Consider the following 26,896-nt stretch of genomic DNA (forward strand, 5'->3'; position numbering starts at 1 on the left):
GTCCGGGCGGGGCTGGCGGGGTAGTGCTGGGCACGAGCCTGGGGATCCGCGCCATTGTGTCGACCCGCGAGCGTCGGGACGCAACTTCGGGGAGGCGGACCCGGCGGCGCACGGCCCGCTGGTGGTGATCGGGCCCTGAGCGGCCGCTATTCGGCGATTCCGGCGGCTCGCAGGCTTTCCAGGTCCTTGAGGGCGTCCTTGAAGTACTTCGAGCGGGTCGGGGCCACAATCACGATCGTCGGGTACGGGGATGTGCGGGCCTTGGCGAGGTAGGAGCGCGCGCTGGGGGAGAAGCTCTGGGAGTCCGCTGCCTCTGCTCGGTCCCGGTGGAGGAGGAACTGGGTCTGGGGGTCGCGGCGGACCAGGTGGCCGGGGATGCCGGAGAACTCGGCATCGGAGAACTTCGCTGCGGTGATGTCCAGTGCCCAGTCGACCGTGGCGTAGAAGCGCTCGGCGCCCTCGCGGAAGGCTTCCTGGACCTTGGTCGGGAGGGCGGAGTGGGCATCGCGCACCATCAGCTGCGGGATGCGCCCGGAGAGCGTGACGTGTCGGAAGACGCAGCCGAACGGCGATATCCGGCGGCCGGATGCGAGGTTGTGCACCGAGACGTCGCTGAACTGCACGCCGTGCAGTACGCCGCCGGCCCGGCAGTCGCGCAGGGAGAGATCGTGCACTCTCAGCCCGAACTCCGGGTCCTCGTCCTGCGACAGAGTTCCGCCCTGGAAAGTGCAGCGGACGAGATCGGCACCGCCCAGCGAGCGCGGTGAGCCGATCAACTTCTCGTGGGGAAACACCTTGTCCATGATGACCGTGCGCGTCATAGCCCCGCCCCTCTGCCGCCTGTGCGCCTGCTCGTTGGTGTCACCGTACACAGGGGGTCCGACACCGGTAGTGCGGTGCGCGACCGCTCCTGGCCGCGCGCCTGCTCACCCGAACCTGGCGTGCCGGGACTCGGTCTCCGGGCCGTTGAAGTCGGCCTCGTTGCGCTGCCCTCGCCGGGTCGCAGTGCTCATGGGGTGGTACGGAACGGCCCGTCTGCACCCCGCGAGCACCGTCACCATCGACCTGATGCGTGTCCGCGGCGCCTCGTGCGTTACGGCTCGACGTGCTGCTCGTCGGTCGGGGACAGCTGTCACGCCGAGACGGCCGGCGGCGCGGGCCAGCAGGCGCTGGTTACGGTGCTGGGCTTGGCCGGCCGCGGCTACCCGAGGGCAGTCGGTAGTCGAGGAAGCAGCCGGCTGACCAATTGCCGCAGCTGTGGCTGTGACGCAACGGGCGGCTGCCGGGCCGCCGTTCACCCCGGCGAGCCCCGACCATCGCCGGGGTACGGCCACGGCCGGACGCCGCTGTGCTGGATGGGCGCCAACCACGAGACCAATTCAACGGGCTGTTGCGATGAGGCGTCGCAGTGCCGCGTGGGTGGGTGGGCCACTGCGGTAGGGGAGTTGAGGCTCGATGACCCTGCGCGGAGGAGCTGGAGTTCGCCGCCCTCTCCTACAACCGCTCCAGGTACGTGGGTGGCACTCAGCTGTGTCGTGCGCGCGGGAGTTGCCAGTTGCCGCCGCGGTCCTCCGTCGACCAGCGTGCGACGAGGTCGGGGATGTGCAGGAAGCAAGCCAGTGCGGTGATGGCCTGGAAGGCGTTAATGGCGCGTTGGGTCATCGGTATGCCCAGGCGCAACAGTCGCGGATTGACCTCGGCCTGGATGTGGTTGACGAAGGGGCGCAGCGCGTTGTCGTAGTTCGCCAGTGCGGTCGGCAGGTCGTCCGGGTGTCGATTGATCTCGTCGGCCAGGACGTGGGCGCCGACCAGTCCGCCGGAGGTGCCCATGCCGCTGTAGGGGGAGGGGCAGTGCGCGGCGTCCCCGGCCAGGACCACGCGGCCCTTGGACCAGGTGTCGGTGCGTACCTGAGCGATCTCCTGGGAGTAGAAGAAGGGGCTGGTCTTCATGCCCTCGATGAAGCGCTCGGTCCGCCATCCGGCATCGCGGAACCTGCTCGCCCAGAACTCCTGTTGACGCTCGACGGGTTCCCGGTGGATCGCCGAGGCTTCCTCGGATTCTTCTCGCATCACGAAGTAGACCTGGGTCTCGGTCGCATTGTGGCTGCGGCGCATGATCTGACGGCCGCCTGGGGCCATGTAGGTGTCGCGGATGTTGCTGTCGGAGTCGATGCGTGGGACGAACCAGTACGCCATGTGGATGCCGACCCGCCAATACGCCTCGAAGCCCTCCGGGAGGATCGCTCGGCGGATGCGTGATCCCTGTCCGTCCGCGCCGACCAGGAGGTCGAACGCGCCGGACGACCCGTCGGAGAAGTGCGCGACGACGTTGTGCTCGTCCTGCTCGAAACCGTCCACGCTCTTGCCGAAGACGTATTCGGTGTCGTGCTTGGTCGCATCGTTGAGGATGCGTACCAGGTCGCCGCGCATGATCTCGTACTCGGAGGTCAGTGCCTGGCGGCCCTGCCCGGAGGTGTTGGCCATGATCGTCGCTTTGGCCTTGCCGTGGGCGTCGACGAAGGCGACGCCCTTCTCGTCCACGAGCTTCGCCCGGACGTCGTCGAGGAGTCCCATGCGGCGGACGGCTTCGATGCCTTGACCTCGGAGGTCGACCTGGGCGCCGGTGGCCCGCAGCGCGGGGAAGCGTTCGGCGACGGTCACCCGGTGGCCGCCGCGCGTCAGCCAGAAGGCCAGTGCCTGCCCCGCGACTCCGCCGCCGGCGATGAGGACTCGTAAGGATCGCGGTCCCGAACCCTGTGTCATGTCCACCACCTCAAAATCTATCAGTGAATGATTTCATTTCAGAGTCATCTGTCAGCGATAGATTGTCAACGTGACGAAGATGAACCGCGAGACCGTGGTCGCCGAGGCGCTCAAGCTGCTCGACGAGGTCGGCCTGGATGCCGTCAGCACACGGAAACTGGCGAAGCGACTGGGCGTCGAGCAGCCCTCGCTGTACTGGTACTTCCGCACCAAGAAGGACCTCCTGGCCGCCATGGCGCAGGCCGCGATGGCGCCCCATGCGAACGCACCACTGCCGACGCCTGAGGACGACTGGCGCGAATGGTTCCTGGACAACACCCGCAGCTTCCGGCGCACCCTGCTGATGCGTCGCGACGGCGCACGCCTGCATGCCGGCTCCACGCCCACCGCGGACCTCGACCGGATCCGCCACAAGATGTCTTTCCTCGTCGACTCCGGCGTGCCCGAGCGCGACGCACAGGTGGCGATGCTGACGGCCAGCCGCTTCACGGTCGGCAGCGTCCTGGAAGAACAGGCGGACTCCAGCCCCGGCGACGCCCCGGACCTACCGGCCGACAGCCCACTCATCGATCCCGAATCGGCGTTCGAGGCGGGACTTTCCCTCATCGTCGACGGCCTGACACCGCACATCACGGCATAGAAGCCGGACAGCCGGACCTGCCTGTCTACCGCGTCCTGCCCGGGCGAGCCCGCCGTACCTCCGCGGATCGCCCGGAGACCATCACCGCACACGGGTCACCGCGGAAACCGCTCGGAGGCCCCCGGCCCCGCAGCAGACCGGAACCCCTTGGCGGGAATGTCAACAACGCTCGTGGCCAATACGGCCAATACGGCTAGTAGTGCGGTAAGGCCGCTGGTTCGGTGCCGGCCTCGCGTTCCTTCGGTGACCGTTCGCGGCTGATCTTCTCCGAGTTACCGGGTGCGGCGCGTGATCAGAGCCTCCAGGCCGTCGAGGATGCGCTCCAGGCCGAAGTCCAGTGCCTGGTCTCGGCCGTCCTGTGAAGCCAGGGCCGTCGCGAGCGCGGGGAAGCGGTCGGCGTGCTGGTGCACCAGGGGGGTGAGGACGGCCAGGAGCTCCGCCTCCGGTGAGCCGTCCGGCCGGGTCGCGCGAGCCTGCTCGGCGATGCCCCGGACGTGCCCGGCCAACAGCACCGCGGCGTCCATCCGCTCGGAGCCGGTCAACCCGTGCCCGTCCAGGGCCGCAACCACCCGCTCCAGCCAGTCGAGTTCCTTGGGTCCCATCACCCGCGGTCCGACGGTGGCGTCGAGCAGCCACGGATGTTCGGTGAACGACCTCGTCAACTGCTCTGCCCAGGCTCTTAGTTGCTCACGCCACCCGAACTCGTCCCCGGTCGGCGGCGGTTCGCCGATCGAGGTCTCCACCATGAGCGCGACCAGTTCCGCCTTGCCAGGCACGTAGCGGTAGAGCGACATCTTGGTGAAGTCGAGCAGCCCGGCCACCTTCTGCATCGAGACGGCGCCGAGGCCCTCGGCGTCCGCGATCTCGACGCCCGCTGCGGCGATCCGCGCCAGGCTAAGTGTGGGCTTCGGCCCCCGGGACGGCTTGGCGGGCGGTCCCCAGAGCAGCCGCACCGCTCCGTTTGCTTCCTGGCTCACTTCCCGCTCCGTCCCGTGTTTCCGGCTGCTCCTTGCGGGGCGACCTAACTGCGTCTACCGTACACAGCAATAAATAGTGTCCACTGGACACAGTTGCTCGACAGTCTCGGATGGAGTGGTTCACGTGAGCACGAAGGTCCTGATCTCGGGCGCAAGCATCGCCGGCCCCGCACTGGCCTACTGGCTGGGGCAGTACGGCTTCGAGACCACTGTCGTCGAGCTGGCCCCCGCCCTGCGCGGCGGCGGCCAGGCGGTCGACTTCCGCGGCGAGACCCACCTGACTGTGCTGGAGCGGATGGGCGTGCTCGACGAACTGCGCGCGCTCGACACCGGCGGCAGCCCGATAACCTTCGTCGACCGGCGCGGCCGTCAACTCCTCCACCTGCCGGCCGACTTCGCGGGCGGGGACGTCGAGGTCCCGCGCGGCGAACTCGCCCAGGTGCTGTACCAGCGCACCCTCCCGCGCACCGAGTACCTCTTCGATGACTCGATTACCGCCTTGGAGGAGACACCCACAGGCGTCCGCGTGGCCTTCCGGCACGGCGTGCCACGCGAGTTCGACCTGGTGATCGGCGCCGACGGGCTGCACTCCAACGTCCGTCGACTCGCCTTCGGCCCGGAGGAGCACTACGTCCGCCACCTCGGCTACTACGCGGCCACCTGGCAGCTGCCCAACCATGCGGGCCTGCCGCCCGGTTCTGTCGGTCTCAACGTTCCCGGCCGGCTCGCCGCGGTCGGCGCCGATCACCGTGACCCGACCCGGGCGGGTGCCTTCTTCGTCTTCGCCTCGACCGAACTCCGTTACGACCGCCACGACGTGGCACAGCAGAAGACGCTGATCCGGGACGCCTTCGCGGGCCTCGGTTGGGAGGTGCCCCGGCTGCTGGAGAGCCTGGGGGAGGCCCCCGAGCTGTACTTCGACTCGATCAGTCGGGCCGACGTCCCCACCTGGTCCACCGGCCGGATCGCCCTGCTCGGCGACGCCGCCTGCGGGGCCACCATCGGCGGGATGGGCACCGGCACCGCAGTGGTGGCGGCGTACGTCCTGGCCGGCGAGCTGGCCCGGGCCCGCGGCGACCACCGCACCGCCTTCGCCCGCTACGAGCACACCCTGCGTGCCTACGTCCAGGGCTGCCAGAAGGGCGGCGACCGCACCGGCCCGTTCCTGGCGCCCGGCACCGCGACCGGGCTGCGGGTACGCAACGGGCTGCTGAACCGGCGCTGGATCCTGAACAAGATGCTGGACATGGGCAAGCAGATCAGCAGCATCGACCTACCCGACTACGCGGCTGAACTGCCCACGCCGCTGCGTTCAGGGTCGTGAGTGGACGGGTCGGCCCTCGGGGAGCACGCCGCTGGCGGTGACCGCCTAACTGCGGGGCGGCGCAGGGCGACGGCGAAGCTGTTCACCATCGATCTGGCCGCACAGGGCGCTCTCGGTACTCGCCTACGAAGCCACCCGCTGGCCCCAACGTGGGCGGGGAGGAACGGAGCTGACGGTCGGCTGCCGCCGCACGGACGACGCATACGGCACCGGACTGGCTCGGCCCCGACTGGTCGGCAAGGTCGTCAAGGGGCATCAGCGGGTGGCGAGGTCGACGTGGGTCGCCATCGAAGAAGTCACCCGCGTCAGCGCCTGGGCCGAGCGGCTCACCGACACGCCCGCCCCGGGTAGCCGTTGTTCCGGCAGTTCCCCAGCATCGAACACAAGGGGGCCATGACCTTGCTGCGGCAGTGAGGTGCCTTGGCCGCCGGACGACGCATGCGGCTGGAGCCGATCCCCGACGAGCCGGTGCACCCCGCCGCCTGCGGAGAACGCCGTCTGTCGAGATGGCCGCCCGCCCCGGCGGCCTGCCGACCACCAAGGTGCACTTCAAGCACCTGCAGTTGGCCGCCAGCGAGAGATAAGCCAGCCGACCGGGCGGCGTCCAGGCCTTCTCCCCCCACGAGTGGAAGAAGGAGGAGGCTGAGAGGTCCTAACAAAGGCGTCGGACCGCATTGCCGCAGATCAGGGTACTCCCGCGTGCGTGGGGGAGTTCCGAGGGTGCGGGCCCGCGCGCTGGAGTGGGAGCACATCCGCGCCACGCGTCTTGGGCTTGGTAGAAGGTGCGTCGTGCTGCGGTGGCGTCGCCCGCGGCGCCGTGAATCGCACCCTGCCGCGCCAACCCGAGAGAGGCGAACAGCGGGTCGTGGCGGCTGAGGTTGAGGCCGCGCGCAACGTCATTGGCGGCTCGGGCCTGCGCGGGCTGCTTGCGTGACGTTCACGCGTGCCGTCGGCGGCGCTGTCCTTGGCGACTACGTGGCAGACGGTGGCAACCGGGGGCGCCGCCTTGTTCTTGCCCGAGGTGGTGATGAGCTTGCGCCCGCCCCCGCCTGCTGCGTGAGGCGGGACGGCGCGAAGAGGTCGTCACGCGTGGACCCGGAACGGCTGTGCGCGGGCGGGTGGGGCGGGTGACGGGGGTCAGTCGTGGGGCAGGAGAAGGCGGGAGAGGGTGGCGGTGGCGAGGAGGAGGGTTGCGACGGCGAGGAGGCAGAGGCGCATTCCTGGGAGTGAGAAGCCGCCGCCGGGGCCGGAGAGCAGGCTGCCGAAGAGGGCGACGGCGAGCGCACCGCCGGTCTGGCGCAGGGAGTTGAGCAGCCCTGACGCGGTCCCCGCACGCTCCCCTGGAACGGCGTCGATCAGCAGCGCGGTGAGCGCGGGTACCGCGAGTGCCCCGCCGGTGCTCAGTGGCAGCAGCAGGAGCAGCACCAGCCACACCGGGGTGCGTGCGGTCAGTGGCAGCATGGCCAGCATGGCCGCGGTGAAGACCAGCTGACCTGCGACGATCACTGGCCGTCGCCCGATCCGCTCCGACAGGCGTGGTGAGAGAAGGTTGGTCGCCGTCACTACCGCCGACATCGGGACGAACATCAGCCCGGCCGCTATCCCCGACATTCCGCGCAGCTGCTGATAGTACAGCCCGAGGAGGAAAATCCCGCCGTAGAAGGCGGCGTTGACGGCGAAGCCGACCGCAAGGGGGACGGACACCTGACGTACCCTCAGCATGGCCAGGGGGACCACAGGTTGGAGATGTCGGGACTCCACCACGCGGAAGGCGAACCCGGAGGCGACGGCGAGCACCGCGGCGATCAGCACGGGGAGACTGGTCCAGCCCAGGCGACCGCCTTCGATCACCGCGAAAGTCAGCCCGGCCAGGGCCAGTACGGCGGTGAGCTGGCCGCCGCTGTCCAGCGCGGCGGGGCGGCGCGGGGAGCGCGGCACGCGTACCAGCAGGCCGAGAATCACCGCGCCGACTGGGAGGTTGAGCAGGAAGACCGCTCGCCAGCCGGCCGACTCGGTCAGGAGCCCGCCCAGCACCGGTCCTGCGGCCATCGCCACCGAGCCGCCGACCGTCCACAGCGCGATGGCGCGGGCGCGCTTCTGGGCGTCCTCATATGCGTGCCGGATCAGAGCCAGCGAGGCCGGCATCACGACCGCGGCTGCGCCGCCCTGCGCCAGGCGCGCGGCGACCAGCACGCCGATACCGGGCGCGAGTGCGCAGCCGAGGGAGGTGAGGGTGAACAGGGCCACGCCCCAGGCGTAGGCGCGGCGGGCGCCTGCGCGGTCGGCGATGGCGCCGGCGGAGAGCATCAAGGCCGCGAACATGAGGGTGTACGCGTCCACCACCCACTGCTGGCCGGCCATCCCGCCGTTGAGGGAGTACCGGATCGCGGGCAGTGCGATGTTCACGGCCGACACGTCGATGGTGATCACTGTGAACCCGAGGAGCGAAGCAACCAACGCGACGCCTGCCCGCCGCGGCGGAGCAGGGGCGCTGGCGGGCGGCGCGGTGGGGCGGACTCGGTTCGGTCGGCGTCGCCGCAGCCGGGGAGCCGACAACTCGGGGCCGTGCCCGTGGGCGGAGGCGGTGGATGGTGAGGGGGAAGGGGTGCCCGGCATAGTGATCTCCTGGACGAGGCAGGCTGGGTGACGGCGTCCATCAGGGACGATCGGACGGGCGGCCGCAGGCCGTCGGGGCCGCGGTCCGGTGTCTTGCACCCCCTGGGCCCCGGCGGCCGGGCCGCCCGCTCCGGGATCAACTCTCCGCCCGCCCGTGGATCGCCCGGCAGACCGCGCTGTACCCGGGGTGCAGCGTTCCAGGCCCTGACACGGCCCCCCACAGCCCCCGCCTGCCTGCCACAATGAGCCGAATGGCAGCAGCAACGGACGTGCGGGGCACCGAACTCGGCAGATATCTGAAAGCCCGCAGGGCACAGGTGCGCCCGGAGGACGTCGGCCTCCCGGCCGGCGCGGGGCTGCGCCGCACTCCCGGACTGCGCCGGGAGGAGCTGGCCGCGCTGGCCGGGGTGAGTGTGGACTACTACATCCGCCTCGAGCGCGGCCGGGAGACCAACCCCTCGACCGCTGTTGTGGACGCCCTCGGCCGAGCCCTGCGACTACGCGGCGACGCTTACGAACGCCTTCACGAACTCGCGGAGCTGGCCTCCGGCCGGGTCTCCGAGCCGCCGGCCTGCTCGGACCACACCGTCCGCGACTCGATACTGCGGATGCTGGAGTCGGTACGCCCACTGCCTGCTTATGTGGTGAGCCGATACAACCGCGTACTTGCCGCGAACCCACCTGGCCGACGGCTGCTGCCCGGACTGTGGGACTGGCCGGAGCGCCAGCGCAACGTGACCCGCTATCTCTTTCTCCACCCGGTCGGGCGGACGCTCTACGAGCCGTGGGAGGACACGGCCGCGCTCTCGGTTGGGCACCTGCGGGCGGTTGCCGGCGCCGACCCGGACGACCCTGAGTTGACCACGCTCGTCGGCGAACTGGTGTTGAAGTCACCGCAGTTCGCTCGACTCTGGGAGCGGTACGACGTCTGCGAGCGCGGCGGGGGACAGAAGTTCTTCCGGCATCCGAAGGTCGGACCGATGACCCTGACCTACGAGGTCATGCGACTGGCCCGGACAGGCGACCAGCGGATGGTCGTCTACCAGGCAGCCCCCGGCACCCTGGACGAGCAAGCCATGCTCCGCCTGGAGTCCGCGGATAGCCGACCGGAGCCGACGCCCGTGAGCCACCCGGATCCAGTCTCCGAGCCCCGCCCCGCTCGGTTGCCGTCCCCAGCCCCCGCAAGCTGATACCCGCGCCGTCGTCCTCACACCTTTGGTCGCCTCAGCCCCGGCGACCACTCAGTGACAGTGACAGTGACTCCTGCATGAGCGGCGCGATCGTGGCGGGCACGGTCTACTTCACCTCGTCCGGCACATCAGACATAGCCAATTTGCGGTTGGTGAACGAAAAGGAGCCCGGGGCACAAGACGGGGCCCGGACAGTTGAACGGCGAATCCGCTCTCCCTCGTCGAGCGGGCAACCAAGTAGGGAACGCGAGCAGCCCTGGGGATTTTCAGAGATCCCCATCAGGGCTTGGTCGAAGGTGCGTCGTGCTGCGGTGGCGTCGCCCGCGATGCCGTGAATCGCACCCTGCCGCGCCAACCCGAGAGAGGTGAACAACGGGTCGTGGCGGGTGAGGTTCAGGCCGCGCGCAACGTCATTGGCGGCTCGGCCTGCGCGGGCTGCTTGCGCGTTCCCCGAGTGCCATCCGGGCAGCCAGCGCGCGGCCGGGGGCGCAGGCCCAGGGCGGGTGGGGTGCGATCTGCACGGAGAGCCGCTGGAGCTGGCGCCTCAGGACAGTGGTCACCGCGGGGTTCTCCCTCGCGGCGAGCGGCCGGTAGGCCCTCCCGGACACAAGAAACCTCCACCGCACAGCGCCGGTGGACGACGGTCGCGGTGAGCACCGCGAAGCCTGAGCGGCGAGCGCACGGGAGACCGACGACCGGACCGCCACCCGCACCCACACCCAATACGGGACGGGGAGAGACGGAGGGTTGTCGGGGCGCTCACCGTGCTCTCCATGACAGGTCAGTGCGGGGAGCAAAGGGTCCGTAAAGCGTCCTGTAGGGAGTCCTGTACCGCGTCCTGTAGGGAGTCCTCTATGGAGTCCTCTATGGAGTGTCGAGGCACCCCCGATGTCGGTCGCGTAACGCCCGCAGCGCGTCCTGGAGCAGAACTGGGATGCTTCGGCCCCGGCTTGAGGGGATCGACGGGGTGCTGCACGAGTTGACGACCGGGCCGGGTGTCAAGGAGGACGTCACCGTCCTGATCCGTGCCATCGACGTAGACGAGCGCGCCGACAGGGCTTGAGGGTTCGACGAGAGGCTCGGCCGTGCCCCAACATCCGGCCGCCGTGCGCGTGGTGTCCGGCGGGAGCCCGCCGGGGAACCTGTATCTCGGTAGGTATCGAAGGTCTGAGGCGGGAGATGCGCATGGCGGTGTTATTGACCGGGGGGACGGGCTTTGTGGGATCGAGGCTCTGTGCCGAGCTGCTTCGTCGTACCGACGGGGCGGTGGTGTGTCTGGTCCGGGCCGAGGACGTGGCGGGGGCCGAGCAGCGGGTTCGGTCGGCACTGAAGGGTGTGGACGAGGACGAGGACGTGGCCGTTTCGCCGCGGTTGCGGGCGGTGCCCGCGGACCTGTCGGCCGACAGGTTCGGTCTGAGCGAACACACTTACCGGCAGTTGGCCGACGAGGTCGACGCCGTCTACCACTGTGCGGCCTCGGTGCACTTGGCGGCGTCCTACGAGCGCGTGGCGCCGGTCAATGTCGGCGGTACTCGGCGAGCGATCGAGTTCTGTACGACGGGTACACCGAAGCATCTTCACCACGTGTCGACCCTGGGGGTGTTCCTCGCCGCCCGCGAGGCAGGTCTGCCACGTGTGATCGAGTCGACCGAGCCCACCTTTCGGACCTGCGGCTCCTTCGGCTACCTGCGCACCAAGGTCGGCGCCGAACGGGCGGTGATGACAGCCGCAGCCGACAACGGCCTTGCGGCCACCATGTACCGGCCGGGACTGGTCCTGGCCGACTCGCGCGACGGCGCCGCCCCCGTGAACGACTTCACCACCTGCGTCCTCGCCGCGGCCATTGTCACCGGCTGTTACCCCACCGCCCTGGGGTCGCTGCCGGCCTCCACCGTCGACCACACCGCCCAGGCGATCGCCGCCCTGTCCCTGGCGCCCGGAGCCGCCGGCAGCGTCTTCCACGTCATGCGACCGAAGCCACTGCCCATGCGGGAGCTGTTCGAGCGAGCCTGCGAACACGGACACCGGCTGCGGGAGGTCACCGCACAGCAGTGGAGAGACGCTCTGCACGCGCACCGCGCAAACCCCTGGGCACGAGCCGCCCACACCTTGGAAATCTGCACCTACACCCTTGGCCTCACACTCGAGTGCCGACCACCCGAGGTGGACGGTGACGTCACTGCCCTCGCAGCCGCAGCGGCAGGAGTGGTGGTACCGGAAACTGACGCGACCTACTTCCGCCGCCTGCTGACCCGCCTGCAGCAGGACCACCGCGAGTCACTTTCCAACCCCTGACGCCCGCTCAGCACTTCCCTCCCACGGAGATCCTCGTTGCGGTGGGGCCGGTGACCACCTCATGCCACATGGCGAGAAGCGATCACGTGACGAGTTCGTCCCCACGCGTCGACTGGCACGTCGATGACCGGCAGGCGACTGCTTCTCGGAGAAGATCTCCACCCGCGCCACCAAGCGTCCCGAACTGGAGGCCGCTGCGAAGCCCGCCGGGGAGATCCGCTCCTCCCGCGCCGCCGTCACCCTCGTCGTCCACGAACACAACGACTCGGCCGCGGCATCGAACTCGCCATGCTCGCCGAGGAACTGAAAGCCAGCGATGTCGGCCTGGAGTTCCTCACCGGCGAGCTGAAGGGCTCACACGACCAGGGATGATCACCGGTTCAGCCTCCGGGGACAGTCGGGCGTATCTCACTGGCCCGGGCAGCGACACTCCATCCAGCACTGGCGACCGGGCCGGCGCCGCGCCGAGGCTGATCAGGATTCGCGTGCCATCGGGGAAGCCGGCGGTGATCGTCGTCCCGTCGACGGCGCACCGCACGGCCGGCGGTGTGGGATCCGCGTCCCGGCCGGTGAGGCCGACCAGGGCGACGTGCACGGTCCGCGCCGTTGTGCGCCGGCTGGTGGCGTACGGGATGGCCGTGTGCCGGGCGAAGGCGCTGGTGCCCTCCGCGGCCGCCACCAAGAGGTCGGTGTGGCCGATGATGGAGACGAAAGTGCTGGTGAGGCTGTCGGCGCTGAGGGCTTGTGCCTGGCGGCCGATGATCCGGATGTGGGGTGGCCGATCGGCCGAGATCTGCCAACCGCTGTCGTGCAGCGGCAGACCCGGGGGAGCGTCCACCAGGTGGGCACGCAGTTCGAACGCTCTCCAAACCGCGCTCGCGGTGAAGATCCAGGAGTGGTACTGCCAGGGCTTGGGCGCGTCCCGGCCCAGCCAGCGACGCACGGTGGAGGCCGAGACGAAGGTGACAATGCCTCGCGCCATGGCCTCGCGGGCCAGCTCCGGGGCTGACCAGCGGGACAGCGGTACCCCCCCCGACTCGGCGGGAGGTTGGCAGGCCGGCGTCTTGACCTGGGTAGCTTGCAGCGAGCTGAAGGCGGGTGACCGGCTGCTTCGGCTGCGGTCGGCCAGGCTCGGTAGTCCGTGCTCGGCGAACCGGCTCCGCCAGCAGCGCACAGTGTCCACGTGCAGGCCGATCTCGCGGGCGATACGCGCGTTGGACCGTCCGCGCGCCGCATTCAGGGCGATCTGCGCGCGCACCCGCAGGGGGCGCCCGGTCTTGTGTCCGTAGGCCATCTTCTTCAGCTGCTTGCGCCCGACGGCTGCCGGGACTATCCGGTGGGTTCCAGCAACTTGCTCGGATCGAGGGCCGATTGGGAGAAGCGGATCATGACGAGCCGTAGCCTGCCGTACTCGGTCCCCGCCCTCGCAGGCAGGATGAGCTGCCCCTCGTCAAGAAGCCCACCCGTGCCGGAGCCCGCCGATAGCCCTCCGTCACAGGCTCTTGACGGCGAACAGTTCGGAGGCGAGCTCGTCCAGGGTGGTGATGTCCCGCAGCGGGTATCGCGCCGCGATGGGGCGGAAGAGGTCGAAGCCGTGGTGCTGGGCGAGACCGAGCGCCTGGCGATACAGGGCCGAGCCCAGCGCCTGGCGGGGAAAATCCGCGCAGTCCGGCCAGTTGGCGGCGTCCAGAAAGACGCGCAGCAGGGCCTGGTCGCACCCGAAAGTGTCACGGTGCACTTGGCCCAGTTCGTAGTGCCGGTCGGTCACCAGCGCATCACCCCAGTCGATGATCCCGGTGATGCGGCCGTCGACAACGTAGATGTGGTTGGCCACGAGGTCGCCGTGCACGAAGACCTCGTCGAGGGGGGCGAGCCGGGTGAGGTAGCCGTCCACCTGCTCGACCAGGTGGGGTGGCAGCGAACTGTTCCGCGCGGCCCCCACCACGTCCACCGCAGGCCAGTCCGCAGGTGTCGCGGCGCCGCGGTGCCCGAGTGCGTGCACGCGCCGTACTTGTTCGCCCAACTGCGCGGCAACTGAGAGGTGCTCTTGCCGTGACAACTCGGCGTGCCTTAAGGGGACTCCGGCAATCCGGGTGGTGACCAGATATGGCCAGGATGCGTCGTCGTCCTCGAACAGGTACCCCGACGCGAGCAGCCGGGGGGCGGCGATCTCCGGATCGCCGGCCACAAGGGCCAGTGCTGCGCGTTCGGCGGCAAAGCCCTCGCGCCAGGCACGGATGTTTCCGAACAGCTTCACCACGACATCGCCGTAGAGGAAAGTGGGGTAGGTGGTGTTGAACCCGGCCACCGGTTCCTTCCCAGCGCCGACCATGTCGTGCCTGCTCAGTATCGCGGTGACGTACGGCTCCCAGACGGCGACGTCATTCAGGCGTGCGACGTGCTGTTGGACCGGTGCATGAGGGGGAGGGGTGATCATTCAGGAAGTATTGCGGATCGATCAGTTAGGACTCGGTCCGCTCAGGACGGCCACGGGGGATTGCGCCATTAAGTGCTGGCAGGAATCATCGGCCTTCGTACTGGAAGGGCACCGATGGCCATGGGCGGGTTATGAGGATCTGTTTCATCACGCCAGAGGACCGACATCCGCTTGTGGCAGCCACGAGTGAGCTGCTGTCGCGTCGCCACCAGGTGGAGACACTGGATCCTCGTCGGGGCGTCAGAGCCCCGGCGGACCTTGCTGATGTCTACCTACTGAAAGCGCTCGGCGACACCTGGGACAGCGCCGTCGCCTTGGCCCGGGAACTGGAGGCACACGGCGCCACGGTAGTGAACTCGGCTTCGGCGACCGAACTCACTCTGGACCGGGCGACCATGGCGGAGCGCGCGCTCGGCGCCGGGTTGCCCTTTGCTGCCACCCGGGCTTTCCCCACGGTGACTGCGGTCAGAGAACACCTGGACTACCCTGCCGTCGTCAAAAACCGCCAGGCATGGCGGCACGACATCATGGCCAGGGTCGACAGGTTCGCCGAACTCGATGGGCTGCCCGCCGGTTCGATGAGTGAGCCAGTAGTGGTCCAACCGTTCGCCCCGAACAACGGCTGGGATCACAAGCTGTGGGTCATCGCCGACCAGGTCTTCACCGCACTACGGCCCTCCGTACTGTCCACGACCACCCACAGCGCGAGCAGGCAGCTCACGGCGGACACTCTGCCCGCCGGCTGGGCAAGCCTCGCTCGTCGCGTCGGCGAGGTCTTCGGCCTTGAGATCTACGGAGTGGACATCATCGCCACCGGCGACGGTGCCCCACTGATCGTGGATGTCAACGCTTTCCCCGGAGGCATGCGCAGCCAACCCGGAGGGCTGGAGGCACTGGCCACGCTCGCCCTCCGAAGAGCGGCGCGACGAAAGATCGTCACGTCCCGTTCCCTCTCTGACACCATCGGGTGAATTCCCCCCGACTACTTGGCAAGTTGGTGAGGTTGGACAGGCATCGCCGCAGTCGGAGGCCTGCGGCAGCACCTGGACGCGGCCCCTGGTGAAGCGGGCCACGATCCGGCCCCGCGCAGCGACCGTGACGAACAGGGATGCGTCAGCGCGCGCCCATACCAGGTGGCGTAGACACGGACGAGGCTGTCCGGGTCGGGGCAGCTCACCCCGCCGTCTCCCCGACGGCGTGATCACCTCCGAGGGACCTTCGCCGAGCACGCCCGTGCTGCTGGACCTGGTCCATCCGGGCAGCGGGTATCGACTTCGAAAGGGAAAATGACGAATGGCCTGCCGTGTGTGGACACCGGCGCTGGCGCGATCACGATGGAAGGATGGGGCACGCCAGTCGACCTGACCACAGATGTCGGTAGGAGGACGCCACATGCCGACCGTCGGCCCGCCTTTCCGCAGTCATGTGGAGAAGCATCTCGACGTCCTGCGGGGGCACCCTGAGCGGGTAGTTCTCGTCCACGGGAAGCGGCACGTCACGGCTGGGCGGTTTCACGCTCTGGTGCACAAGATGGCGTGGGCTCTGCACGGTCGTGGCATCGCGCGCGGACAGACCGTGACGTTGCTGAGCGGCAACTCGCCGGAGCTCTTCGCCGCGCGCTACGCCGCCCACCTGTTGGGCTGCCGGGTCACTCACCTGTACGGCGAACTCTCCGCGAGCGCCCAGGCCGCCATCGTTCGCGACGTCGAAACCGCGGCTCTCGTCGTCGATCCGCGGCTTGCCGCTCGTGCCGTCGAGGTCGTCGCGCTCGTCCCCGTGGACGAATTCCTCGTGCTCGGCGACGCGAAGGATGGACGGGACCTGCTGGAACTGGCCGAGGGCCAGAGCGACGAGCCGTTCGCCAGCCGTGCCCGGCCCGAAGACGTGTGCACGATCCGTTACACCAGTGGCACGACCGGGCACTCGAAGGGCATCTGCACGACGTTCAAGCAGGCGCACGATGACTTTGACCAGCACCAACTGTGGCAGCTGATGGGCAAGGCCGGTGCTCTCCGTCAGCTGGTCTGTACCACTCTGGCGCAATCGGCCGCTGTCCTTGCCGACGGCACGTTGCGCGCGGGTGGGACTGTCGTGCTGCTCGACCGCTTCGACGCGGGCGAGGTCCTTGCGGCGATCGAACGCGAGCACATCACCCACTTCTATCTCCTTCCGCCGCTGCTGTGTCAGTTGCTGGATCACCCCGATGCGGCCCGGGCTGACCTGTCCAGCCTGCGACTGCTTATCTACAGCGGCGGCCGGTCGTCCCCTGCCCGCGTCGCCGATGCGCTGCATCGGTTCGGGCCGGTGCTGATGCAGGTCTACGGCCAGGGCGAGGCAGGCGCCATCAGCATGCTTTCCCCTGCGGACCACACGAGTGAGCGCCGTGACCTGATGCGGACGGCCGGCAAGGTGCTGCCCGGTGTCGAGGTCGAGGTGCGCGACGCGCAGGGCGAGCCGGTACCAGTGGGGGAGCCGGGCGAGATCTGCGTCCGCTCGCCTGAGGTCATGCAGGGCTACTGGAAGCAGCCCGAGTTGACCGCCCAGGTGTTGCGGGACGGGTGGGTGCGTACCGGTGATGTCGGCCGCCTGGCCGCCGACGGCTACCTGACGATCACCGACCGCGTCAAAGACGTGATCGCCCTGATGGACGGCGATGTGTACACCACGGAGCTGGAGGACCTGTTCGACTCCCACCCCCAGGTCCTCGAAAGCGCCGTCTTCGGGGTCCGCGACGAGGACCAGACGGAGCGCGTGCACGCCGTCGTCGTGCTCGTCCCCGGGGCAACCATCGGCGCGCAAGGGCTGCGGGAGATGGTGCGTCGGGAGAAGGGTGTGATGTACGAGCCGGCACGCATCTTCTTCGCGGCTTCGCTGGTGCTGACCGAGACGGGTAAGCCGGACAAGCGGGAGATGCGGCGACGGTTCGGCCACGTCGCAGCCGGCTGAGCATCGTCGTGGGCGGAGCAACTGCCGCGTGGCGGGCCGCCGGTCACGGGATTCGCCCGCAAGGCCGCGCGACGTGCTCTTCCGACGTGGTCTTCTTCGGCCCATGGGATTGACGAGGCGTGAAAGGTTGGCTGATGAGAGTTCTCTCGACGGTTACGGGCTCCCAAGGTCATGCGCGCGGTACTGCCGGTGGTTCGCGCACTGGTCCAGGCCGGTCACGAAGTGCTGGTGGTACTGCCCACCCATCTGACGACGGTGTTCGACGGCTCCGGCGCGCGGGTGGAGCCGGCAATGCCGAACCTGGTGGATGCCATGGTGGCAGAAGCGGCCAAGCTCCCCGCCACCGCAGGCGACGGAACGCTCAGTCCCGAGGACTTCACCGCCCCGCGGGTCAAGATGATGGACTTCGTCGCGGGCCCGCACCTGTGCGGCACCTACCAGGCCGTGCTGCCGCTGGCGCAGGACTTCCGGCCCGACCTCGTGCTGCGCGACGGTGGTGAACTCTGCGGCGTCCTGGTGGCCGAGAAGCTGGGCATCCCGCACATCTCCGCACCGTCCGGCACCGGCAACATCATCGATCCCGAGAGTGCCAACGAGCTACTCAACCAGCGACGCAAGGAGGTCGGCCTCCGCGAACGCGCCGACGTCTGGTCCCTCTACGCGCACGGCAGGCTCGACTGCGTTCCGCACGCGTACTCGTTCGCCGAGTACCCGGTGCCCCCGGCCTTCACCTACCGGCAGCCGACGCCGGGCCCCGGCCAGCACGTCCTGCCCGCCGAACTCGCCGCCCTCAGCGGCGACAAGCCCATCGTCCCGGCGTCGGTGGGCAGTTCGCTGCCGGTGCTGCTGGAGATGCAGGCCCGCGGCCTGGACCTGCCCGACGACATGCTCGAACCGGCCGAGACCTTCCACGCGATCGTCAAGGCGCTGTCCTCGGTGGACTGCCACGTGGTGGTCTCCACCGGCGGCGTCCACATCGACACCGCCGAACTCGGCCCGAACATCCGCCTCATGGACTTCGTTCCCCAGCCGCTCCTCCTACAGCACACCCAACTCTTCCTCACCCACTGCGGCTACAACAGCATCCGCGAAGCCATCCGGGCCGGCACCCCGATGGCGGCACTGCCGCAGTTCGGCGACCAGCACCACAACGCCAACCGACTGGCCGAGATGGGCCTGGGAGAATGGATCACCGACGTGAGCCCGTCAGGCGTCGCCACGGTCGTCGAACAGGTCCTGCACGACAAGAAGATCCGCCAGAACGTGCGCACCGCACAGCGCGCGATGCTGGACCTGCCCGACATCGAAACCGCCGTCACGCACCTGGAGTGCCTGGCAGCCCGCACCACAGCGCCCCGATCCTGACACCGGCCCCGGCCCCGGACCCGCGGATCTTCCTCCAGGATCCGATCAAGAAGAAGCCCGGGGCAGTCTTGGCGAGTTAGCGGACGGGCTTTCGCTCCATTCCGACAGGTGCGACGGACGCACGCCGTCAGACGGCGACCGGCGGCCCTGCCGTCGATCAGGCGGAACGTCGCCTCACAGCTGCCCCGATCGTCACGCTTCGGGTTTGTCGCGGCCGCTTCCTCGTGGCGCGCGCGTTCACCGAGTCGATGGCGGACCGTGCCCAGTCCAGATCACCGTCCGCGTCGAGTTCGGCAAGGACGAGGAGCTGGAGTTCGTCCCACACCCGTGCCTGGCTCCATTCGGTGAAGCGCCGGTGCACCGTCGCCCGGGACGGCCCGAAGTCCTCCGGGGTCTGCCGCCAGGTGCAGCCGGAGGTGGCCACGAAGAAGATCGCGGCCAGCACCTCCCGGTCGCCGTAGCGGCGCCGTCCACCGACTTGGGCGGCCAGCGGCGCCACCGATGCGACGCGCTGAAACAGTTCCCAGAGCCCGTCCGGGACCAGGCGCTCCACGATCATCACGCCCGAACCGTACGCGGAAGGCCACCTGTCGGCGACGCCTTCGTGGCCCATCGAGCCATGGCGACGTCCACGAAAGCCGTGGCGGCGCTGCCGCGGGCCGCGGTCATGGCGAGCCGGCTCCCTCCCGTCCGATCCGGGCACCCCTGGTCAGACCGGTCACACGGCTGGGAATCCCGGTACGCCCCGCCACCTCGCCCGGCTTATTGCACATATATTGCAGTTGAGAATCTGTCGCAAAAGGAGGGGCCGTGAGGACACCGGTAGTACTCGGCATCGAGTCATCGTGTGACGAGACCGGCGCGGGGATCGTGCGGGACGGGAAGCTGCTCGCGCACGTGGTGGCGTCGAGCATGGACGAGCACGCACGGTTCGGTGGCGTGGTGCCCGAGATCGCCGCCCGCGCGCACCTGCACTCCTTCAACCCGGTCGTCCGGCAGGCCCTCGACCAGGCCGGGCTGCGGGTCGGTCAGATCGACGCGGTCGCCGTCACCACCGGGCCCGGTCTGTCCGGTGCCCTCCAGGTGGGCCTCGCCGGCGCGAAGTCCCTGGCCTACGCGGCCGGCGTCCCGCTCTACGGGGTGCATCACCTGGCCGGGCACGTCGCCGCGGACACCCTTGAGCACGGCCCGCTGCCCGAGCCGTGCGTGGTGCTGATCGTCTCCGGCGGCCACACCTCCCTGCTCCTGGTCCGGGATCTGGTCCGCGAGCCGATCCTCCACTTGGGCGACACCCTCGACGACGCGGCCGGCGAGTGCTTCGACAAGGTCGCCCGGATCCTCGGCCTGCCCTATCCCGGCGGGCCCGCCATCGACCGGGCGGCGCGGGACGGCGACGCGAAGGCGGTGGCCTTCCCCAGGCCGTTGACGCGCCCCGGCAACGACCCCTTCGCCTTCTCCTTCTCCGGCCTGAAGACGGCCGCGGCCCGCTGGGTCGAGCAGCACCGCCTGCGCGGCGAGGAGCCGTCCGTGGCGGACGGCGCCGCCGCCCTCCAGGAAGCCGTCGCGGACGTGCTGACCCGCAAGGCGCTCGCCGCCTGCCGCGCCCACGACGTGCGGACGCTGATCGTCGTCGGCGGCGTGGCCGCGAACTCCCGCGTGCGCGCCCTGGCGGAGGAGCGGTGCGCTGCCGCCGGCGTCGAACTCCGCGTGCCACCGATGACGTTGTGCACCGACAACGGCGCCATGATCGCGGCCGTCGGCGACCTGCTGGTGCGCTCCGGAGCCGAACCCGCGCCGCTGAACGTGTCCATCGACCCGTCCGCACCGCTGGAGTACGCGTCCCTGACCCCGCTGCCCGCGCCCACGGCACGAGCCGTCTGATGGTCACCGTCGTCGAACCGGTCTCCGCACGCCGCCTGCTGGCGTGCGCGCAGGACGTGCGCGCCGTGTACCTGGACGCGTTCTCAGGCGCGCCGTGGGCGGAGGGGCCGGCGCACGCCGATGCCTACCTGCGGCGGCTCGCCGCGGACGTCGACCGGCCCGGATTCACCGCGGCGCTCGCGGTGGACGGCAACGCGGTCGTCGGCTGGGCGACCGCCTGGACGACCCCCCGCCCGTTCCCCACCGATCGTTGCCACCCGCGGATATCCGCGGCACTGGGCGAGCAACGTACCGCCGAGTGGCTGTGCGGCGCCCGCGAGGTGGACGAACTGGCCGTCGCCGCCCATGCCCGCGATGCCGGTCTGGGCGGCCGGCTGCTGCACGCGGTGACCGCGGACCGGAGCGACGGCCGGTGCTGGCTGCTGACCTCGGTCCGCGCCACCGGCGCCCTGGCCTTCTACGAGCGCGCCGGCTGGACGCAGGCCACGCACCCCGCCCCCGCAGGAGCCGGCCACGCGGCCTTCCTGGGTCCCCGGCACCCGGCCCGCACGGCCGTCTTCCCGCCCGGGAGGCGAGCCTGAACGCTTCGCAGCCGGTCAAGCAGCTCCTCGGCGGCCGCGGCGGCGGCTCCCCGGAAGTCGCCCAGGGCGGCGGGCTGAGCACAGCCGGCATCTCCGACGTCCTCTCGGCGCTGCCGGCCGTGATCGCCGCCCGCTGACGCTGCCGGCCGTGATCGCCGCCCGCTGACGCAGCCGGCCGTGATCGCCGCCCGCTGACGCAGCCGGCCGTGATCGCCGCCCGCTGACGCAGCCGCTCACCGCCCCGTGCGGCGCGCCAGCCCATAGAGCCTGTGCCCCGGTCCGAGGACGACGGGGAGCATCGGCTCCCCTTCCCCGGCCGGCGGAAGCTGGTGTCGTGCTCGCGACGGCGTCGAGGTCGCGGTGGCCCGCCACGCTGGGTTCAGGACCGACCGGCGGTGGAGTCCCGGACGTTCAGCGCCCAGTCGTGGCGACGTACGACGCCGGGCTCGGCCGTCCCGGCCAGCAGCTCGCTCAACAGGGCGGCGCACGCCCGCCCGTACTCGGCAGCCCGCAGGTCGACCGCCGTCACCCGCGGGCTCGAACCGCGCGCCGCGGCGCCGTCCACACACGCGGCCACCAGCAGGCCGGTCCCCGTCCGCAGGCCCGCTTGCACCGCGGCCGCGAGCACCCCGGGCACCGCGCCGTCAGGGGCGCACACCACCGCGTCCAGATTCGGGTTCCCGGCGATGAGGTCTGCGGTGGCGGCCTCGGCCTCGGCCGGTGTGGCCGCGAACGGGACCGTCCGCACGACCATCTCGATGCCCTCGCGCCGGCTCCAGGTGTCCGCGGCTGCGCGCAGTGCCGCAGCCCAGTCGGAGCCCGGGCCGGGAACGAGCAGGGCGGGGCGGCGGGCGCCGCGCTCGGCGAGGTGGTCCAGCAGGGCGGCCAGCGAAGCTGCGTTGTCGCACACCACGGCGCCACTGGGCGTGACACCCGCGCCGAGATAGCGCTCGCCGGTGACCACCGGCACGCCCGCGCCCAGCAGGTCCGGGACGGACGGGTCGTCGAGCTCGGGGTCGATCACCAGCAGGCCGTCCACCCGGGAGGCGAGCGCCCCGCCGGACGCCGTGCCGGGGGCAAGCAGGACCAGGTCCAACCCGTCCTCCCGGGCACGCTCCACCGCACCGAACGCCAAGTTCATGTAGTAGTCCAGGCGGGTCCCCGTGCGCGGCAGGTACAGGCCGATCGCTCCGGTACTGGACCGGCGCAGGCTGCGCGCCGCGGTGTTCGGCCGGTAACCGAGTTCCCGGGCCACGTCCTGGATGCGCTCGCGCGTGCTCTCGGACACCCGGCCGGAACCGCCGAGCGCGTTGGAGGCAGTGCTCTTGGACACTCCGGCCGCCCGGGCCACGTCTATCAGGGTCACGGAGCGGCTGGTCACAGCCCGGAGTCTAGACGCAGCCCTGCACCGACCTCCCACGCCCGTCGTCCGCACCCTTGCTGGAACGTTCCAGCATTGCTTAGGGTGGACGTGCTGGAACGTTCCAGCACCAGCTGTCGATCTTTGCACCGATCGGTGCGGCCGGAAGCTCCCCGGCCGCACCGATCGGCCCGACGTTCGGCGGTTCCGCCCGGCCCGACCCACCCCTCAGGAGGCACCCGCATGACGTGCGGATTCGACGTTGTGGAGACCGGCATCGCCGACCTGCGCGCGGCGCTGGAGAAGGGCGAGACCACCGCGGTCGAGCTGCTCGACGCCTACCTCGCGCGGATCGACGCCTACGACCGGCCCGGGACGGCCACCGCGCTCAACGCGATGGTCGTGCTGAACCCGAACGCCCGCGCCGAGGCCGAGGCCGCCGACGCGCGCCGCGCGCGCGGCGAGACCCTCGGCCCGCTGGACGGCATCCCGTACACCGCGAAGGACAGCTACCTCGCCAAGGGGCTGACGGCGGCGGCCGGTTCACCGGCCTTCGAGCAGCTCATCGCGCAACGCGACGCCTTCGCCGTCGAGCGGCTGCGCGCCGGCGGGGCCGTCCTCATCGGCCTGACCAACATGCCGCCGATGGCGAACGGAGGCATGCAACGCGGTGTGTACGGCCGCGCGGAGAGCCCGTACAGCGCCGACTGGCTGACCAGCGCCTACGGCTCCGGCTCCTCCAACGGTTCGGGCACCGCGACGGCGGCCTCCTTCGGCGCCTTCGGGCTCGGTGAGGAGACCTGGTCCTCGGGCCGGGCGCCCGCCTCGAACAACGCGCTGTGCGCCTACACGCCGAGCCGCGGCGTGATCTCGGTCCGCGGCAACTGGCCGCTGGTGCCGACCATGGACGTCGTCGTCCCGCACACCCGCACCATGGCCGACCTGCTCGAACTGCTCGACGTCGTCGTCGCCGACGACCCGCAGACCCGGGGCGACCTCTGGCGCGCCCAGCCGTGGGTGACGCTGCCGGCGGCCTCGCAGGTGCGCCCGCCCTCGTACCCGGCGCTCGCGCCCGCCGACGCCACGGCGGCGCGCGGCGCCCTGGCCGGCAAGCGGGTCGGCGTCCCGAAGATGTACGTCAACGCCGACCCCGAGGCCGGAACGAACCCCGAGGGCGGCATCGGCGGCCAGACCGGGCAGCGGATCGACACCCGCCGCTCGGTGATCGCCCTGTGGGAAGCCGCCCGCCGCGACCTGGAGGCGGCCGGAGCCGAGGTGGTCGAGGTCGACTTCCCCGTCGTCACGAACTACGAGTCCGACCGCCCCGGCACGCCCTCGCTGCTCACCCGCGGGCTGGTCAGCCGTGACTTCCTCAAGGTCGAGATCGAGGACCTGTCCGCCTGGGCATGGGACGACTTCCTGCGCGCCAACGGCGACCCGGAGCTCAGCACCCTGACCGAGGTCGACGGCGACCGCATCTGGCCCAAGCACACGGGCGAACTCCCCGACCGCTACGCCGGTTTCGACGACACCGTCCCCGACTACCCGCGCTTCGTGCGCGAGCGGCCCTACGCCTCCTTCACCGACATGCCGCACCTCGAAGCGGGACTGCGCGGACTGGAGGAGACCCGCCGGATCGACCTGGAACTGTGGCTGGACGAACTGCGCCTGGATGCGGTGGTGTTCCCCGCCGTCGCCGACGTGGGGCCCGCGGACATGGACGTCTCCGAGGCGTCCGCCGACCTCGGCTGGCGCAACGGCGTCTGGGTCGCCAACGGCAACCTCGTCCCCCGCCACCTGGGCATCCCCACGGTGACCGTGCCCATGGGCACCATGACGGACACCGGCATGCCCGTCGGCATGACCTTCGCGGGCCGCGCCTACGAGGACAACGCCCTGCTCACCCTCGCGGCGGCTTTCGAGGCGACCGGCACCCGCCGGACGGAGCCACCGCGCACACCCCGACTCACGACCGGGTGACCTGACAGCATCATGCCGAGCGGAGGCCGGCCGACGACTGGGCGGGCTCGGCCCTTGGCACAGGGCAACGAACCGTCCGTTCGCCGACCTGCACTGCCACGCCGGCAAGTTCACCGCCGCGCAACCCGAGTTGTACGCCCTCGCTCCCATCGGCCGTCGCCGCCGGCCGCGTGGGCTGTGCTGGGCCGGCTAGGAGCGTGGGTCAGTAACGGCTTGGCTGCAGCCCGAAGCTGGAGCGCGGGGCCTCGGCTGGGTCTTGGGCTGGCTAGGCTGCCGGTCATGAATCCGGCCATGACCAGCGGTATGAACACTGAGCCCGCCATCCTTGACGCCCAGGAGCTGACTTCCGATCCGGAGCTGGAGGCCCGGTTTGCGGAGTCGGCCCACCAGATCCTGGCGGACCTGGTCGGTGGAGGAGCCGCGCTGGGCTGGGTCGGACCGCCCTCGCGGGATGAGGTGGCGGAACTTCTCGGCCACGTCGTCGCTGCAGCGCAGGCGGGGGACGCGGCCCTGCGTGCCGCTTACCTCGACCGTCGGCTGGTCGGGTTGGGGTACTGGCTGCGCTACGCCCGACCGACCCATCGGCCACACGCCGATCTGGAGAAGATCGCGGTAGCTGCTGCTGCCCATGGTCGTGGCGTCGGCCGGGCACTGACCACCGCCTTGATCGCTGACGCCCGAGAGGCGGGTATCGAGGTCCTCACCCTGGACGCCCGTGGCGACAACACCAATGCCCTGCACCTCTACCGGTCGCTGGGCTTCACTGAATACGGTCTCCTCCCCGACTTCGTCGCCGTCGGCAAACACCGCTACGACAAGGTCTTCTACATGCTGGATCTCCGCCGGCAAAGCTGACCACTGCCACACACGAAGGCCCGGCGGCGCACCGCGAGCTTCCACCGGCGTCCGCTCCTCGCGGGCATCGAGCGCAAGTGCACCGACGACGTTGCGTTACAGTTCCTTGCCGCCGACCAGGCCCCCTACTTCCGCTCGATCGCCTGGTTCCGCCGCCGTCACCTGGACGCACTCGCCGACCTCTGTACCCAGTCGCTGCACCTCGCGCAGAAGCTCGACATGGTCAAGATGGGCCGTGTCGCCCTGGACGGCACGAAACTGGAGGTCAATACCTCCAGGCACAAGGCGATGAGCTACGGCCGCCCGGTCGAAAAGGAGGAGCGGATCGAGGCCGAGATCGCCGAACTGGTGGCCGAGGCCGCCGCTCTGACCGGAAACCGGGTCGACGCGCTCGTCCTGCAGAGCATCGTCCGGACGAGGGGATCGGCCGTTCTCGCGGCGGTCTCACGACGAAGATTCACCTGGCGAGCGATGGCGGATGCCGTCCGCTGGCCATCCTGGTCACGCCCGAACAGTGGGGTGACGCGCCGCAGTTGATCCCGGTGCTGGACCGCATCCGTGTCCCGCGTCCAGCCGGCGGTCACCCACGGACGCGTCCGGATCACATGTGCGGCGACAAGGCGTACAGCTCGCGTCGAAACCGCCGTTACCTGCGGCGACGGCAAATCCGGCACACGATTCCCGAGCGCCGGGACCAGCGAGCCAACCGCCGACGGCGCGGCAGTCGGGGCGGTCGCCCCGCTGGTTTCGACCGGGCACTGTATGCCCGCCGGAACGAAGTCGAGCGGACCCTCAACGCCCTCAAGGGCTTCCGGGCCGTGGCGACCCGGTACGACAAGAGAGCGTACGTCTTTCACGGAACGATCACCCTCGCCGCGATCCGGATGTGGGTTCGTTGATGGTCCGCCGCACGGTCCTTGGTCCCTCAGTTCACCGGACGAGCCCGATGGCTTCAATCTCGATCATCCACTCGGGGTCGGCGAGTGAGGAGACCTCTACGAACGACTCGGCAAGGTGGGGCTCGTTGGGGAAGTGTTCCGCGCGCAGCTTGGCGAAGATGTCCTGCCGTGCAATGTCGGTGACGAACACGGTCGCCTTGACCACGTCGGCGAGGCTGGAGCCCGCGTTCGTCAATACCGTCGATAGGTTCGCGAGTGCCTGGCGGGCCTGCGCCTCGAAGTCCCCGGCGCCGACCGTGGCCCCCTGGGCGTCGATCGGGGCCTGGCCCGAGGTGAAGACCAGATTCCCGACGCGGATGCCGAGCGATATGCCGGCTGACTCGTACCAGTCGGGCTCCGCGGAAACGCGTACACGCTCAGCGGCGGGCGGTGTCACGGACATGGTGCTGACACTCCTTCAAAACTGTTTGTGTGTAGCCGAGTGGCGGCAGCCGCCAGCTCGATGGTGATCCATGCAGGACAGCCACGGAATGCCGTGATCCATTCCCGAGGGCCCCGTGGGGTCGCTTCTGGGACAGATCGCGTGTGAGCGCGCGGTGACGGTTGTCCAAGTACGCGAGGGCGCGCCACACCTCGGACATGATTCATCGGACGGGCCTTAGACGTCGTCTCATTTGGTTCGGTAGGGTGCTGGTCGTGGTTTCGATCGTGGAGCGGCTGGTGCCGGATGAGTTGTGGGAGTTGTTCCAGCGGGTGGTGCCGGAGGTGCCGATGCGGCCTCAGGGTG

At 70.0% G+C, this 26,896-nt stretch carries 21 protein-coding genes and 4 pseudogenes; 14 read left to right on the forward strand and 11 right to left on the reverse strand.

Going from position 1 to position 26,896, the window contains the following annotated elements; all coding sequences use genetic code 11:
• Positions 1–146: 146 nt before the first annotated feature.
• Together ABD385_RS36760 and ABD385_RS36765 are read right to left on the reverse strand one after the other, a co-directional pair.
• On the reverse strand, positions 147–821 hold the full coding sequence (locus ABD385_RS36760; RefSeq protein ID WP_344584044.1) for a hypothetical protein: 675 nt from the start codon (positions 819–821) through the stop codon (positions 147–149).
• 703 nt (positions 822–1,524) lie between these two features.
• The gene (locus tag ABD385_RS36765; RefSeq protein WP_344584046.1) at positions 1,525–2,763 is read right to left on the reverse strand and encodes an FAD-dependent monooxygenase; all 1,239 of its coding nucleotides are present in this window, start codon (positions 2,761–2,763) and stop codon (positions 1,525–1,527) included.
• A 79-nt stretch (positions 2,764–2,842) separates the two neighbouring features.
• Here ABD385_RS36765 and ABD385_RS36770 point away from each other — a divergent pair, with 79 nt between their 5' ends.
• Positions 2,843–3,403, forward strand: a complete 561-nt coding sequence (locus tag ABD385_RS36770; protein ID WP_344584078.1) for a TetR/AcrR family transcriptional regulator C-terminal domain-containing protein — start codon at positions 2,843–2,845, stop codon at positions 3,401–3,403.
• Between the two features lie 272 nt (positions 3,404–3,675).
• On the opposite strand, the gene ABD385_RS36775 is transcribed toward ABD385_RS36770, so the two are convergent.
• Complete coding sequence (locus tag ABD385_RS36775) at positions 3,676–4,380, reverse strand: TetR/AcrR family transcriptional regulator (RefSeq protein WP_344584048.1); 705 nt, start codon at positions 4,378–4,380, stop codon at positions 3,676–3,678.
• A gap of 124 nt (positions 4,381–4,504) precedes the next feature.
• On the opposite strand from ABD385_RS36775, the gene ABD385_RS36780 reads away from it, so the two are divergent.
• The gene (locus ABD385_RS36780; RefSeq protein ID WP_344584050.1) at positions 4,505–5,704 is read left to right on the forward strand and encodes an FAD-dependent monooxygenase; all 1,200 of its coding nucleotides are present in this window, start codon (positions 4,505–4,507) and stop codon (positions 5,702–5,704) included.
• 730 nt (positions 5,705–6,434) lie between these two features.
• Here the strand turns inward: ABD385_RS36780 and ABD385_RS36785 are convergent.
• Both ABD385_RS36785 and ABD385_RS36790 read right to left on the reverse strand, forming a co-directional pair.
• Positions 6,435–6,629 (reverse strand): annotated as a pseudogene (locus ABD385_RS36785) (XRE family transcriptional regulator); the annotation flags it as partial.
• Positions 6,630–6,841: 212 nt separating this feature from the next.
• On the reverse strand, positions 6,842–8,320 hold the full coding sequence (locus ABD385_RS36790) for an MFS transporter (RefSeq protein WP_344584052.1): 1,479 nt from the start codon (positions 8,318–8,320) through the stop codon (positions 6,842–6,844).
• Positions 8,321–8,571: 251 nt separating this feature from the next.
• Here ABD385_RS36790 and ABD385_RS36795 point away from each other — a divergent pair, with 251 nt between their 5' ends.
• Entirely contained in the window at positions 8,572–9,510 is a 939-nt protein-coding gene (locus ABD385_RS36795; RefSeq protein ID WP_344584053.1) for a helix-turn-helix domain-containing protein, read from the forward strand.
• A 283-nt stretch (positions 9,511–9,793) separates the two neighbouring features.
• On the opposite strand, the pseudogene ABD385_RS41570 reads toward ABD385_RS36795, so the two are convergent.
• Positions 9,794–9,931 (reverse strand): annotated as a pseudogene (locus ABD385_RS41570) (XRE family transcriptional regulator); the annotation flags it as partial.
• Positions 9,932–10,444: 513 nt separating this feature from the next.
• Here ABD385_RS41570 and ABD385_RS36800 point away from each other — a divergent pair.
• Entirely contained in the window at positions 10,445–10,573 is a 129-nt protein-coding gene (locus tag ABD385_RS36800; protein WP_344584055.1) for a hypothetical protein, read from the forward strand.
• A 116-nt stretch (positions 10,574–10,689) separates the two neighbouring features.
• Positions 10,690–11,805, forward strand: a complete 1,116-nt coding sequence (locus ABD385_RS36805) for an SDR family oxidoreductase (protein WP_344584057.1) — start codon at positions 10,690–10,692, stop codon at positions 11,803–11,805.
• 334 nt (positions 11,806–12,139) lie between these two features.
• On the opposite strand, the gene ABD385_RS36810 is transcribed toward ABD385_RS36805, so the two are convergent.
• Together ABD385_RS36810 and ABD385_RS36815 are read right to left on the reverse strand one after the other, a co-directional pair.
• Positions 12,140–13,099 carry a helix-turn-helix domain-containing protein gene (locus ABD385_RS36810; protein ID WP_344584058.1) on the reverse strand — a complete coding sequence of 320 codons (960 nt, stop codon included), beginning with the start codon at positions 13,097–13,099 and terminating at the stop codon, positions 12,140–12,142.
• 198 nt (positions 13,100–13,297) lie between these two features.
• Entirely contained in the window at positions 13,298–14,242 is a 945-nt protein-coding gene (locus ABD385_RS36815) for a phosphotransferase family protein (protein WP_344584059.1), read from the reverse strand.
• 173 nt (positions 14,243–14,415) lie between these two features.
• Here ABD385_RS36815 and ABD385_RS36820 point away from each other — a divergent pair, with 173 nt between their 5' ends.
• The 3 genes from ABD385_RS36820 (at position 14,416) to ABD385_RS36830 (ending at position 18,553) form a co-directional block, all read left to right on the forward strand.
• A complete protein-coding gene (locus tag ABD385_RS36820; RefSeq protein WP_344584060.1) occupies positions 14,416–15,213 on the forward strand; it encodes an ATP-grasp domain-containing protein in 798 nt (265 codons plus the stop codon).
• Positions 15,214–15,634: 421 nt separating this feature from the next.
• The gene (locus ABD385_RS36825; protein ID WP_344584062.1) at positions 15,635–17,188 is read left to right on the forward strand and encodes an AMP-binding protein; all 1,554 of its coding nucleotides are present in this window, start codon (positions 15,635–15,637) and stop codon (positions 17,186–17,188) included.
• A gap of 171 nt (positions 17,189–17,359) precedes the next feature.
• Positions 17,360–18,553 carry a glycosyltransferase gene (locus tag ABD385_RS36830; RefSeq protein WP_344584064.1) on the forward strand — a complete coding sequence of 398 codons (1,194 nt, stop codon included), beginning with the start codon at positions 17,360–17,362 and terminating at the stop codon, positions 18,551–18,553.
• A 157-nt stretch (positions 18,554–18,710) separates the two neighbouring features.
• Here ABD385_RS36830 and ABD385_RS36835 read toward each other — a convergent pair whose 3' ends face one another.
• Positions 18,711–19,112, reverse strand: a complete 402-nt coding sequence (locus ABD385_RS36835) for a transposase (RefSeq protein ID WP_425585564.1) — start codon at positions 19,110–19,112, stop codon at positions 18,711–18,713.
• A gap of 251 nt (positions 19,113–19,363) precedes the next feature.
• Between ABD385_RS36835 and tsaD the strand changes: the two genes are divergently transcribed.
• Both tsaD and ABD385_RS36845 read left to right on the forward strand, forming a co-directional pair.
• Positions 19,364–20,434 carry a tRNA (adenosine(37)-N6)-threonylcarbamoyltransferase complex transferase subunit TsaD gene (gene tsaD / locus ABD385_RS36840; RefSeq protein ID WP_344584066.1) on the forward strand — a complete coding sequence of 357 codons (1,071 nt, stop codon included), beginning with the start codon at positions 19,364–19,366 and terminating at the stop codon, positions 20,432–20,434.
• Positions 20,434–21,015 (forward strand): GNAT family N-acetyltransferase, encoded by a 582-nt coding sequence (locus tag ABD385_RS36845; RefSeq protein ID WP_344584068.1) that lies wholly within the window; start codon positions 20,434–20,436, stop codon positions 21,013–21,015. The genes tsaD and ABD385_RS36845 overlap by 1 nt, the downstream gene beginning before the upstream one ends.
• Positions 21,016–21,394: 379 nt before the next feature.
• Here the strand turns inward: ABD385_RS36845 and ABD385_RS36850 are convergent, their stop codons facing one another.
• A complete protein-coding gene (locus tag ABD385_RS36850) occupies positions 21,395–22,396 on the reverse strand; it encodes a LacI family DNA-binding transcriptional regulator (RefSeq protein WP_344584070.1) in 1,002 nt (333 codons plus the stop codon).
• A 222-nt stretch (positions 22,397–22,618) separates the two neighbouring features.
• On the opposite strand from ABD385_RS36850, the gene ABD385_RS36855 reads away from it, so the two are divergent.
• The 4 genes and pseudogenes from ABD385_RS36855 to ABD385_RS36870 all read left to right on the forward strand — a co-directional run.
• The gene (locus ABD385_RS36855) at positions 22,619–24,355 is read left to right on the forward strand and encodes an amidase (RefSeq protein ID WP_344584071.1); all 1,737 of its coding nucleotides are present in this window, start codon (positions 22,619–22,621) and stop codon (positions 24,353–24,355) included.
• 279 nt (positions 24,356–24,634) lie between these two features.
• Positions 24,635–25,210: a GNAT family N-acetyltransferase gene (locus ABD385_RS36860; protein WP_425585563.1), complete on the forward strand. Its 576-nt coding sequence runs from the start codon at positions 24,635–24,637 to the stop codon at positions 25,208–25,210.
• A 40-nt stretch (positions 25,211–25,250) separates the two neighbouring features.
• Positions 25,251–25,579 (forward strand): annotated as a pseudogene (locus ABD385_RS36865) (transposase); the annotation flags it as partial.
• A 2-nt stretch (positions 25,580–25,581) separates the two neighbouring features.
• A pseudogene (locus ABD385_RS36870) lies at positions 25,582–26,109 on the forward strand (IS5 family transposase); the annotation flags it as partial.
• 31 nt (positions 26,110–26,140) lie between these two features.
• Here ABD385_RS36870 and ABD385_RS36875 read toward each other — a convergent pair.
• Entirely contained in the window at positions 26,141–26,551 is a 411-nt protein-coding gene (locus ABD385_RS36875) for a RidA family protein (RefSeq protein ID WP_067344297.1), read from the reverse strand.
• Positions 26,552–26,896: the final 345 nt, after the last annotated feature.

Source organism: Streptomyces lunalinharesii (assembly GCF_039532155.1).
Taxonomy (GTDB): domain Bacteria; phylum Actinomycetota; class Actinomycetes; order Streptomycetales; family Streptomycetaceae; genus Streptomyces; species Streptomyces lunalinharesii.